The sequence below is a fragment of the Arthrospira sp. PCC 8006 genome (assembly GCF_046480465.1).
Taxonomy (GTDB): domain Bacteria; phylum Cyanobacteriota; class Cyanobacteriia; order Cyanobacteriales; family Microcoleaceae; genus Limnospira; species Limnospira platensis.
The window spans coordinates 21,772-32,593 of record NZ_PKGG01000038.1 but is presented as its reverse complement, the minus strand read 5'-3'; the positions used below and the strand labels follow the sequence as shown (position 1 = coordinate 32,593).

General features: G+C 42.8%; 13 protein-coding genes. 3 read left to right on the top strand and 10 right to left on the bottom strand.

What is annotated here, in order from left to right:
* Positions 1-200: 200 nt before the first annotated feature.
* Genes B9T16_RS08460 through B9T16_RS08450 form a run of 3 tightly spaced genes read right to left on the bottom strand, consistent with a single transcriptional unit; the run spans position 201 to position 849 of the window.
* A complete protein-coding gene (locus B9T16_RS08460; RefSeq protein WP_410244535.1) occupies positions 201-452 on the bottom strand; it encodes a hypothetical protein in 252 nt (83 codons plus the stop codon).
* On the bottom strand, positions 391-633 hold the full coding sequence (locus tag B9T16_RS08455) for a hypothetical protein (protein ID WP_014276328.1): 243 nt from the start codon (positions 631-633) through the stop codon (positions 391-393). The genes B9T16_RS08460 and B9T16_RS08455 overlap by 62 nt, the downstream gene beginning before the upstream one ends.
* 21 nt (positions 634-654) lie before the next feature.
* The gene (locus B9T16_RS08450) at positions 655-849 is read right to left on the bottom strand and encodes a reverse transcriptase N-terminal domain-containing protein (RefSeq protein WP_410244534.1); all 195 of its coding nucleotides are present in this window, start codon (positions 847-849) and stop codon (positions 655-657) included.
* 835 nt (positions 850-1,684) lie between these two features.
* Between B9T16_RS08450 and B9T16_RS08445 the strand changes: the two genes are divergently transcribed.
* Both B9T16_RS08445 and B9T16_RS08440 read left to right on the top strand, forming a co-directional pair.
* The gene (locus tag B9T16_RS08445) at positions 1,685-4,846 is read left to right on the top strand and encodes a class I SAM-dependent DNA methyltransferase (RefSeq protein WP_006617482.1); all 3,162 of its coding nucleotides are present in this window, start codon (positions 1,685-1,687) and stop codon (positions 4,844-4,846) included.
* A 19-nt stretch (positions 4,847-4,865) separates the two neighbouring features.
* Positions 4,866-5,552, top strand: coding sequence for a hypothetical protein (locus tag B9T16_RS08440; RefSeq protein WP_006617483.1), 687 nt, complete (start codon positions 4,866-4,868; stop codon positions 5,550-5,552).
* Positions 5,553-5,641: 89 nt separating this feature from the next.
* Here B9T16_RS08440 and B9T16_RS08435 read toward each other — a convergent pair whose 3' ends face one another.
* From B9T16_RS08435 to B9T16_RS08415, 5 genes are all read right to left on the bottom strand, one after another.
* On the bottom strand, positions 5,642-5,749 hold the full coding sequence (locus tag B9T16_RS08435; protein WP_071941261.1) for a DarT ssDNA thymidine ADP-ribosyltransferase family protein: 108 nt from the start codon (positions 5,747-5,749) through the stop codon (positions 5,642-5,644).
* Between the two features lie 270 nt (positions 5,750-6,019).
* Positions 6,020-6,262 (bottom strand): hypothetical protein, encoded by a 243-nt coding sequence (locus tag B9T16_RS08430; RefSeq protein ID WP_006617484.1) that lies wholly within the window; start codon positions 6,260-6,262, stop codon positions 6,020-6,022.
* Positions 6,263-6,288: 26 nt separating this feature from the next.
* The gene (locus B9T16_RS08425) at positions 6,289-6,486 is read right to left on the bottom strand and encodes a DUF2283 domain-containing protein (RefSeq protein ID WP_006617485.1); all 198 of its coding nucleotides are present in this window, start codon (positions 6,484-6,486) and stop codon (positions 6,289-6,291) included.
* Positions 6,487-6,912: 426 nt separating this feature from the next.
* Entirely contained in the window at positions 6,913-7,398 is a 486-nt protein-coding gene (locus tag B9T16_RS08420; protein ID WP_014276325.1) for an aminotransferase class V-fold PLP-dependent enzyme, read from the bottom strand.
* A gap of 59 nt (positions 7,399-7,457) precedes the next feature.
* Complete coding sequence (locus B9T16_RS08415) at positions 7,458-7,601, bottom strand: hypothetical protein (protein ID WP_006618805.1); 144 nt, start codon at positions 7,599-7,601, stop codon at positions 7,458-7,460.
* 29 nt (positions 7,602-7,630) lie between these two features.
* Between B9T16_RS08415 and B9T16_RS08410 the strand changes: the two genes are divergently transcribed.
* Complete coding sequence (locus B9T16_RS08410; RefSeq protein ID WP_157888722.1) at positions 7,631-7,771, top strand: hypothetical protein; 141 nt, start codon at positions 7,631-7,633, stop codon at positions 7,769-7,771.
* A gap of 12 nt (positions 7,772-7,783) precedes the next feature.
* Here the strand turns inward: B9T16_RS08410 and B9T16_RS08405 are convergent, their stop codons facing one another.
* Together B9T16_RS08405 and B9T16_RS08400 are read right to left on the bottom strand one after the other, a co-directional pair.
* The gene (locus B9T16_RS08405; protein ID WP_410244533.1) at positions 7,784-10,105 is read right to left on the bottom strand and encodes a DNA sulfur modification protein DndB; all 2,322 of its coding nucleotides are present in this window, start codon (positions 10,103-10,105) and stop codon (positions 7,784-7,786) included.
* 1 nt (position 10,106) lies between these two features.
* Complete coding sequence (locus B9T16_RS08400) at positions 10,107-10,790, bottom strand: hypothetical protein (protein ID WP_006618803.1); 684 nt, start codon at positions 10,788-10,790, stop codon at positions 10,107-10,109.
* Between the last annotated feature and the right edge of the window lie 32 nt (positions 10,791-10,822).

The following is a 10,822-nucleotide window of genomic DNA, read 5'->3' as shown; positions in this document are numbered from 1 at the left end:
TGGCTATCGCCGTTACTCTCAACCTTACGTTATACTCAAGGGGTTCACAACTCCTCTCTTTTTTCGCTCAGTCTTGACCTTGAGTCTCTCTGCCTTATCTGGTTGTCGAAGCCAGATGTTGAGACACATAGATAGTTATGGGATGGTCAGGGGTGCGAATCCCTTATATTCCACCAAGGGGTGGAAGTCCCACTAGGAGGTTATTTCAGGCATTGCAGCCCTATTTCACTCCTAAACGTCTCGCACGCTATATCAGCATCTAGCACGTAATATTCACCTTTATTAATACTCTGGTAAATCCTACTTATTGCATCTTGTGCTGACCGTCCGGGTCGGAACCCGTAACTAGTGCCTTCAAATCTCGATTCCCATTCAGGTTCGAAAGCCGACTTAACCAAGTCTTGCCTTGCTCTGTCTTGGATTGTGGGAATTCCTATTCCAGCTTTTTTCATCCCTACCGGGTTTTGGAATCCACACCCGTCGCAGTGGTTTGGCTTTGAGATTTCCCTTAATGCTCTCCACAAATTCAAACCTTTGTCTTGGAGAGATTGCTCTTACTCCATCAACTCCGGCTGTTTTCTTGCCTTGACCCGCTTGGGGGGCGGGTTTATTAAGCTGACTGTTGGGAAGCATGGCTGACCGTGGAACCCGCCCCTACAGCCGTATTGCTAGGAGCCGGGCATAATATGACTTCACCAATAGACGTTGCAACCTTCTTACCTTTGCATCTTGTCCCGATTTAGCTGCTTGAAATATCCTCTTTTGGAGCTTAAAGACGTATCTCTGAACCTTGGCCCAGTTAATACTTCTCCATACAAACGCACGTCTTTGTAAGTTTTGGTTTCCCAAATCCCTTACTTTCTCTCGATTTCGTCATATTGACTCCTACTAGACTCTATTCTTACAATCAAACCGTGACCTGTTAGCATATCCCTACCATTACAGTTGGGCGTTGGCTTCTGGTCACATCTCACATCCTCTAGGACTTGCGGTTACACTTATCCCTACTGATATCTCGACCAGATAATCAGAGTCCAGGAGGACTTAAAACGTTCCGTTTATATGGGCATTCCATCTTTAGATTTGTCCTTTCCACCGGGGTACTTTTAAAGGTCTGTGTAGGTAGTAAATAGAAGCCCCTACTTTTCCCCTTACTCTTTTGAGCGCAGCGTATCAACCTATTTCGCTACTATATTATTACGATGGTTCAAGCCGGACATTCGGTTTCCCTAATCATGGATGGTTGGCAGTGGTCTCGATTCTGGTGTTGGGTTGCACCTCGGAGCCTTCCGTTCCCAGCTTCAATCCTGAGATTGTGATTCCCAAAACTGGGGGTGGCTATCGCCGTTACTCTCAACGCCCTGATTTCTCAGTTGGTTTATGACCTTGAGTCCCCTGCCTTGCTTAGATTTCTCCAAGCGTCGGGACATATAAACAGTTATGGGATGGTCAGGGGTGCGAATCCCTTATATTCCACCAAGGGGTGCAAGTCCCACTAGGAGGTTATTTCAGGCATTGCAGCCTTATTTGACTCCTAAACGTCTCGCACCAATTTATTTAATTTTAGCGCTACTGGAATATAATAACGGATGACAACACCGCAAGAAAAGGCCAAATCGTCTTCAATCAAGAAAACGATAGCCCTCTTGTCGCCTTCTGCTGTAATGGCAGCTTAAACCGTCCTATGTCTGTTTCTGGATTACTAGAACTAGCTCACCAAAAGCTCCACTGGCCTGAACTGGCTCAAGTCATGGAGCCAACAGGTGCTGGACCCAGCGTGTATGCACGCCTAGCTCGGGAAAAACTGGGAAGGAATATCAAAAATCTTTTAAATGGTTCTGGTGCTGACCTCCAAGTGGGAGTGCTGGCTCCAAATCCTCAAGGGGATGAAACTGAGGCCCCTATCGCCGTGGTCTGTCAGTTTCCTATTCCAGTATCAGAGGCCATTCTTAAAGAAACTTACAGACTTGCATGGAGTTTTGCTCGCTCTCCGTCGCTAATTACGGCGGAACCAGATCGGTTGCGAATTTGGAGCTGTTACGAAGGCCCACCAACCGAATTTGAGAATCTCAGACCAGTTGCTGAAGTTTCGCGTCAGCAACTTGAATTATTTGATCAGCCCTCTCTCTCGCAACAGGCGGCTGATACTTTCCGCATCCACTGGGCTGATTTGGTGTCAGGGCAATTTTTTCAAGCTAATAATAAGCGATTTCAGCGTAGCCAGTCTGCTGACCAAATGCTCCTGAGCAATCTCAAAAGTGTCCGCAAGCAACTTAATAAACTTAAACTCGATTACGACACCATCCACGATCTATTAGCCCGGATTATTTTCATTCAATTTCTATTTGACAGAAAAGATTCCCAGGGAAACGCCGCTTTCAATCCAGATTTACTAACTCATTTATATGAACAAGCATATTTATTAGAAAGCCATGCAAATTTAACTGAAATTTTGCGAAATAAAACAGATACTTATAATTTCTTTCGCTGGCTTAACAATAAATTTAATGGAGATTTATTTCCCGGAAAAGGAGCGACCGAAGGGGAACGCGAACACGAATGGCAAGTAGAGGAACATAAAGTCACTGAACAACATCTCAATCTGCTTGCAGAATTTGTCAGTGGCGATCTGGAAATGGAAACGGGACAGGGTTGCCTCTGGCCGCAGTATTCCTTTGATGCCATACCCCTTGAGTTCATTAGTAGTATTTATGAAGAATTTGTTGACAAGGGAAAAAAAAATGCGGACAAAGGAGTTCACTATACTCCAGGACATCTGGTTGACTTTATCTTGGATGGCGTCTTGCCGTGGGATAGTGACGAGTGGGATCTGAAAATCCTTGATCCGGCTTGTGGATCGGGCATTTTTCTAGTAAAAGCATTTCAGCGACTTATTTATAGATGGAAGAAAGCTTATCCAGTCGAAGAAATAACTGCACCCATATTGCAACAAATTCTTGCAGGTAATTTGTTTGGAGTAGATGTTAATCCGCAAGCAGTAAGGGTAGCTTCATTTAGCCTTTACTTGACTATGTGTGATGAAATCGATCCTCGATATTATTGGGAGCAAGTACGCTTTCCACGCTTGAGAGACAAGCGATTAATATCCGCAGACTTTTTCCAAGAAAATGTAGAAGGGTTTCGCACAGTGCATGATGCGGGGCAATACGATTTAGTGATAGGTAATGCTCCTTGGGGAAGAAATACCGTTACTCGATTTGCGAATTCTTGGGCAAGAGACAATGAGTGGCCGATTACTTACGGCAATATTGGCCCACTTTTCTTGCCCAAATCTGCGGCTTTAGCAAAGGCTGGTCAACCGATTGCAATGATGCAGCCTGCTGGGGGGCTAATTTTCAATCAAATTAGCACAGCTCAAGAATTCCGGCACAAACTTTTTTGTGAATATAAAGTAGATGAAATTGTGAATTTATCTGCTTTGCGATTTGGGTTATTCAAAGATGCTATTTCACCCACTTGCATTGTCACGATGTCTGCCGAATTGCCCAATGGTGAACCATTGTCTTATATCTGCCCAAAGCCTGTTGCCAGTAATGAAGATGATTACCGGATAGTTATAGAACCTTATGATATCAATTTAATTTATCCGCAAGAAGCAATCCAAGATTCTTTGGTGTGGACTGTATTAATGTGGGGCGGCAGACGGGATTTAGCTTTAGTGCGCCGGTTGAGCCAAGGACAAAACTTTGAGAAACTGGAGCGTGCTAAAATTGCCATTAAAAGACAAGGTATTATCCGGGGTGATAGAAAAAAGTATCAGGAAGATATACTGGGAAAACGCCTGTTACGGCAGTTCCCCAAGGGTCCATTTATTTTTATCAATCCAGAAGATTTGCCTATTAACGCGGATCCTGATACCCATTCACGAGATTCTAGCGATTTGTCGGCGTTTGAAATACCCCAACTAATTTTAAAGCAAGCTTGGACAATTGATTCCAAAAGATTTCAAGCAGCAATTATCCGATCAGATGAAGATAAGCAAGGAGTGCTTTGTTCTGAAAGTTACGTGACTATCCATGTTGCACCTCAATATACTTCAACTTTAGAAGCGGCTTGTCTAACTTATAACAGCAAGCTTGCTGTTTATTATCTTCTTTTGTCAAGTGGCCGCTTTGCTTCTTATAGACCTGAACCTAATATTAACGAATTGCTGCGGGTTCCAATTCCTGAAAGTCCAATGCGATTACATAATATTCAAAGATTGGATTTTGATGATGTAGACCATCGTGTGCGTGAAGCCTTTTCCTTAAAGGATAGTGAGTGGTTGCTAATTGAGGATATCTTTAATTACACTTTACCTGATTTTAAAGGTAATCGTTCATCTCCTGGACGGCAAAGCACTCGTTCCCAATCTAGCGATCTTAAAACAGGAGCTTCGGAAGATGTCTTAAATGAATATTGCAATTATTTTTTAAAGGTGATTAAAGCTGGGTTTGGAACAAATAAAAACATCTGTGTTAAAATTTTTCAAGAGCAAAACCACACCTCTATTCCGGTTCGTTTAATTGCTTTTTATCTCACCCCAAATGATGAGGGTGAAGAAATCGAGGTTGAACCCCTAGATTCTTTAGAGCTTATAGAACAGTTAGAGAGGTTAAATCAATCATTTTTAGAAAAGTCCAGTATAGAGGAGGGGGGAATATTTTATCAGCGTGTTGCTAAAATATATGATTCTATTCACTTGGATGGAAAAACCATTCCTACTGTGTATTTTGTAAAACCCGACAAAAGACGCTACTGGACACGCTCTATGGCTTTACGGGATGCTGACGAAGTGGCTGCTGCTCTTATGATGTGGCACAGCGGATTTGAATCTTACTCATAAATTAAATTAGGAGTCATAAGTGGCTAGGAGACGACCAACACCGTGGGAAACCAAAAAATTACCTGTTCCACCTGATTTTGTTCAACTAGCAAAAGAGTGGTGTGAAGACGAATCAATGTTGATCCTAACATTAGTCTGGGAGGGATATGACCGGCTCCGAGAGTGTGACTTATTAACAATTTGCTGGGAACAAGATTATGAGGAGCGAGAAAGGACGATTACCCAACGATTTGTACCAAGAATTCGACAATGTATGACGGGATGGGAGCCATTTGATGTAGAACATGGTCCCTATGAATTTGAAACAAGGAAGGCACCACCGGCCCAGTCACCACAATATGATATTGCTTTTGTTATGCATGGTGGTGACGGAAGAATGATGTGGCCGTTAGAAGCAAAGGTGCTTCCTTCCGAGGGGAAACTTTCTGAGTATATAAACGACATTAATAATGAATTTTTGACTTGTCGATACGCACCATTTTCTAGCCAAGGTGGTATGCTTGGGTATCTTTTTTCTACTCAAACCAGTAAAGTATGTAGTAATATTGAAGCCAAACTTTCCTGTAGTTTGTATCATCATCCACATTTTTTAAATAGAATTCATAAAATCTCAAAACACCGCCGTCCAGTTCCAACAGGAAAGCCTTATCCTGCTAACTTTCTTTGTCACCATTTAATTTTGCAGATTACTACTGAGAGTTTGTAGCATATCCTAAACTGGCAATGGATAATTTTTACATTCCAGCAAGTTTTTACCGCTAACTTAACCTGCTTTTATAAACCCTCTTAGACCTTCTAATTGATGCCCTGAGATTTTAAGGGATTGTTAGCGAGGATGCCACCAGAACGCAAGATAGAGGGTAAATTTCTAATATGGGTAATAGGGTAGATATAGGTGGTCATCTGACGAAAATAGGGGGAGGGGGCAGGGTAAGCACATCTCAATCAGGATTGACACTAGGATTTGAGAATAAGCATTCTGTAATCATCACTCATTGCCACCCGTTTGATTCCCACATACTGGATGCCAGCTTTTTTGTCAGTTAAATTTTATACCAAATTAGATGCGTTTACCCTGTCGAGTATAGCAATTTTGGAGTGGGGAAACCTGCGATCGCCTTTCTAGGAATGTGTTTTACACTCCCTAGAGTGGGCGATCGCAACTTCAGCAATCTACAACTCCAGCTTATCAAATTCCTCCGGTTCTCCATCGGGCAGTTTCATCAAAACCTGTTGAAATTGTTCCCAACTTCCTCGTTTTCCTCGCTCTATTAAATAATCTTGGGTCATCCAAGCGGCAACTTGAGCCGAAAGGGCGATCGCAACCAGTTGGTCAAGGGAGATATTTTCTCGGGCTGCCAATTCTGCTACTTGTTGGTACAAGGCATCGGGAATGGTTACATTTAACTCACGCATTTAAAGTTTTCACATCAAGCTAAACGTCAATTTTCAAAACTAACTTTAGCAGTGGAGTCTTTAGCCATAAATTCTTTGACATCTAAAACCTCGATTGTCACCACATCTCCACTGGGAGAATAGTGAATGATCAGGGAGCCTTCATCTTCAGCATAGGCAATGGGTTCGTCTGATAGTTCAATCAGCAAAGCATCCACATCTGGACTATATCGAATCCGTTTCATATCGCGACCTCCTTCGTGGGTAGTGGGTAATGACTAAAATGCGATCGGCATATTCTCTATAGACGCATCTGAGAACTAAAGTCTCATTTAATCTTTTTTGAGCGATGTATTTTTCTCCTCCGCTAGACTCTACTTTGTCTGGCGAGCGGATTGTGTCTATAATTATCTCGGGAGAAATCGTGATTCCGTGAGTGGCTAAGACTTCAATTTTTAGGACGGCGTGTTGGCTTAGTTCTATACTTTTTTCCGCAGTCAAAGCGATCGCCTCCGGTTTAGATTGACAGAAATGAAAGGCGAGCCTCCATTTGTGTCAGTTTTCCCCAGAGTTCGTCTGGAACTTCAAGGGTAATGATAGACATTGGAGAACCTGTAAAAAATAGTTGCTGTATTATAGCAATTTGGGAGGGGGGGAAAGCTGCGATCGCCCTAGGGTTCCATCACCTCACGGATAGTACCAATAGCACCCCCTAAAATCTCCGCAGCGCGATCAATTTCCGGCTCAGTGGTAAATTTGCCGATACCAATCCGCAAAGCACCTTCCATGGCATTTGGGGATAAAGCGATCGCCCGCAAAACATGGGACGGTGCTTCCACTCCAGAGGAACAAGCCGCCCCCGTAGAAATTGCCAGGCGATCGCGCACCCGTGCTATAATCGCACTATTAGGAACATCTGGAATCGAAATATGCAGATTTCCCGATAAGCGATAATTAATATCTCCATTAATCACCAAACCCGATATTTTGTCAAGTAGTAAATCCTGTAATTTATCGCGCCAATTGGCAATTTTTGCCTCATCTTCTGCCATTTCCAAACCTCGCAGGCGACAGGCTTCTCCCAACCCGACAATTCCCGGCACGTTGAGAGTACCAGACCTAATTCCTCCTTGATGTCCGCCGCCAAACAGATACATGATCTCGATAGTAACGGGTTCTGAATATCATGGGTTTAGTCAATCACTCCTGGACAGACTCAAGTTTGTAACCGTCGCCAAACCGCATCTTTCAACAATGTATTTTGCATCAAAATACTTCGGTCTTCGCCGGTGTATTCTCGAATGCGATCGCTACACTCTAAAATATGGTTCAGATAGATGTGATCGCTCTCTGTCGTCATAATAACTCATCCCTTCCTCAATACCTGCTGTGGAATCAAACGTCCCATTTTCTGCGGATATCCTCAAGATTTTTATTGACAGATCGCCTCCTTTTAGGATTAGTGACTATCACCTACGACAACTCAATAGGCGATCGCCTCAAATCGGGTCGGTGCTGCTGGCGTTTTAGCTATTCTAGTATTTATTCGCTATCTTGCATAGAAACATTCTCTAAAAGACGGCTGGAAATTTTATCATCTTTCGCCAGTTCTCCCAAACTCGCTTTGATATTCTGTTTGCACTTTTCTTGGACTTCTGCTTTTCTTTCAGCTTCTAGTTGTTCAATTAGTTTGGCGATTTCTTCTTCAGATTTTTTCTCACCAATTGATTTCGCCTTTACAAGCTGAATCTCTTGTTTAAACTCCGTGGAATTTAGGGATGTATCAACTGCTGCTTTAATGTATTGGTTACGAACCTCAACAATGCCGTAAGTTAAGTAGGGCAAATTTCTTCTATATGCTTCAGACAGGGAAACATCGGTAGCTGTGTTTAATCCCTGTAGCAGCGTCTCATAAGCGTGTTTGCAGTGAACCATCTCTAAAATGGCATAACGAAAGAAGAGCCATTGACTCTCATTAAGTTCTTTCACACTTTGAGATAAAAGACCGCGCAAACCTATTTCATTGGGTGCGAAGACTTTTGCTCTGGGTTCATTCACAAAACCTGTCAGAGTCCGATGCTCCACCTCTGTTCCAGATGAAAAGTAGGTGTTCAGTGCGTTGAGGTACAGATTGGAAACAAATTTAATGACCTGAAGACGCCGATCATAGGGTGTACCTGTATCTAGCATCAATTCGACCACTGAATGAACCGCCATCAAGTATCCGAGTTGGAAAGCTTGTGTGGAAACCGTATCAAAAATTGACTTGGCTCGATTGAGTAACTCTTTTCGCTCGGCTTCATTGCCGCCTTCAGCAGAGAAAAATCTCTCATAATCAATACTAAAGAACTTAGCGGCTGTTCGGTTTTTGATCTCATTTTCGTACCGATTGAGTGCTGAAGCAGTTGTTTTAGCATCTTGTAGCTGGTTCTTTACATAATCTCCAATTGATCGACCTTCTTCTTGGAGTTGGTCTTCCCGTTCGCGAAGCCGCTTAATATGTTCTTCAAAAACACTTCGGACTCCACTGCCTTCAAACAGCAGACTATAGCACTTGCGCTGAATCGGATCTGCTCTCAAATTTGGATCCAGTAACCGAGTGCGTAAGGCTCTCATTTCAGAGTTGTGTACGGCGAAAGGACGAAACCGATCAAAGAGTGGAAGCATGACAGCATCCGAAACATTCCCCAATAACTTGACCGCTTGTTCCACTTCATCCGGGGGATGAGATCTACCAGAACGACGGGAAAGTGTAGACCACTTCTGCAGTTCCGTTCCTATCAAAATTGTAGCTGGACGCTCTGAGTTTTGGATTCTTCTGCCATCGGTGATATCTTGTTTAGAGTCAAGCTGGAAAGCGGAGGGTACACCAAAGGCAACGGCTGCGTGCATTTTGTGCAAAGCTACTGCAGAGGTGTATTCAAGTTGACCCGCTACAACCTCAGTCTTGCGGTGTTGCGCTTCAGAAACTGAATCTCCAAATGCAAAGGAATAAATATGAGCAATTGAAGCCTCTGACTCACCACGACCTTTTAATTTGGAAAGGGTTTCACGCATCATCCTAGCTGCCAAGTCTTCATCGTCCAGTAAAAGTTCTCGGGATTGACTGACTGGCTTGGCGTTCTTATTGACGACTAAAAATATTTCCCGGCATACTGCTGGCAAGCTGATTCCCTTCTGCTTGAATTGTTCATTTTCTTCGTGGAGATCGGGAAAGAAAACAATGCAAATTGGTAATTCGATATTTTTGATTTGATTTTCCGTGAGGTGGAGGTGATTGTAAAATCCGGCAAAGTTATTCCCACCCCAGCTATCGTTGATTTGTCTGTGTAACGCTAAAACAGCCATTGCTCGGTGTTGACCATCAACGATAATGAAGGCAGTTTTTTGTCGGTTATATTTGATGACTCCCAGCGGAGTAATAGACCCTTCAATTTGAGCTTTTTCAAAATCAAATAAGTCACCAAAGCTGATTGACACTTCAGTGACGTTGCGCGGTGCTGGGTAGTAAGACTGGATTCCCGTTCTTTCCGTTTTTTTAGGGACTAATACCGCCATAATTGGAGGAAAAAATCGGGCAAATGCCCCCGATTCTCCTAGTAGATAAGGTATCATATCATGAGCAACGCGAGAATCATCTAAATCCCGTTGGAGAAGTTCATCAAATGTTAATTCTTCTATATTAAAAACTTCCCGCCAAGGAACCATCTGAGAAGCGAGAGAGTTTTCCCAAATCCCTTCTGAGCCAGGTTTCATTTTGGTTAACAGAAACTGAGCGCGGACTCGGTTATCGTCTGAACCGATAGTAAACTCGCCGTAGGTTCCGTAAATCGGATCTTTTTGAACTCCAAAGCTAAATGACATATCAGGGTCTCCCACAAATTGGATTTGTCACAAGTTGAAGTACCTTCTCTAGATCGCGTCTAGAAGCAGAATCTGATTCGGTATCTTCAGTATCTAGACCAATATCAGCCGGAAGTGCATTAGTAGGATATATATGCACTACTAAATCTCTTAGCGGTATGTTTCTAATTCGGGCTTCAAGTGCAAATGAATGCGGCAAGCCTAGGTATTCCATTGTCGATTGAACTGTTGCATCAGGAAAAACGTCCAAATGTTTGCTTACAGCGGAATCCTGATCCCAGTATTCATTTAAACACAAGTAGTGCTGGCGATACACTCGTTGTTTAAGATTTTTTGCTATCCCTATATAAATGGGTCGTGTAAAAAAATATACTGAATTAGATTTTAGGAAATTTACCAATAAATTATCTGCACTATCAATGGCGTTTGCAATGACGGCAGAGGCTAATTGTCTTTTAAAACCATAAACAACATCTAAAGACGATTTCGCTACTAATCGAACTCCATAACGCATTTGAATTTCTGTCGATATTTCTCCGGGAAGGTCAAGGAAAGATGAAATTATTTGTTCAACTGATTTAGGCTCGATAACTAACGGCTTGTAGTACCAAGCATACAAACCTGAAGTTTCAGGAATTCTGGCAATCTCGATTCCCCCTTGAAACTCCAGCCGATCGCTTGGCATTCGTGTACCCCTCCTATACTATTTGCTTCTGT

What these genes read in the sequence shown, in the direction of transcription:
- B9T16_RS08415 (WP_006618805.1), bottom strand. Translation starts at nt 7,601, where the DNA reads ATGACGACAGAGAGCGATCACATCTATCTGAACCATATTTTAGAGTGT.
- B9T16_RS08455 (WP_014276328.1), bottom strand. Translation starts at nt 633, where the DNA reads ATGCTTCCCAACAGTCAGCTTAATAAACCCGCCCCCCAAGCGGGTCAA.
- B9T16_RS08425 (WP_006617485.1), bottom strand. Translation starts at nt 6,486, where the DNA reads ATGAAACGGATTCGATATAGTCCAGATGTGGATGCTTTGCTGATTGAA.
- B9T16_RS08435 (WP_071941261.1), bottom strand. Translation starts at nt 5,749, where the DNA reads ATGACCACCTATATCTACCCTATTACCCATATTAGAAATTTACCCTCT.
- B9T16_RS08430 (WP_006617484.1), bottom strand. Translation starts at nt 6,262, where the DNA reads ATGCGTGAGTTAAATGTAACCATTCCCGATGCCTTGTACCAACAAGTA.
- B9T16_RS08420 (WP_014276325.1), bottom strand. Translation starts at nt 7,398, where the DNA reads ATGTATCTGTTTGGCGGCGGACATCAAGGAGGAATTAGGTCTGGTACT.
- B9T16_RS08405 (WP_410244533.1), bottom strand. Translation starts at nt 10,105, where the DNA reads ATGTCATTTAGCTTTGGAGTTCAAAAAGATCCGATTTACGGAACCTAC.
- B9T16_RS08460 (WP_410244535.1), bottom strand. Translation starts at nt 452, where the DNA reads ATGAAAAAAGCTGGAATAGGAATTCCCACAATCCAAGACAGAGCAAGG.
- B9T16_RS08400 (WP_006618803.1), bottom strand. Translation starts at nt 10,790, where the DNA reads ATGCCAAGCGATCGGCTGGAGTTTCAAGGGGGAATCGAGATTGCCAGA.
- B9T16_RS08445 (WP_006617482.1), top strand. Translation starts at nt 1,685, where the DNA reads ATGTCTGTTTCTGGATTACTAGAACTAGCTCACCAAAAGCTCCACTGG.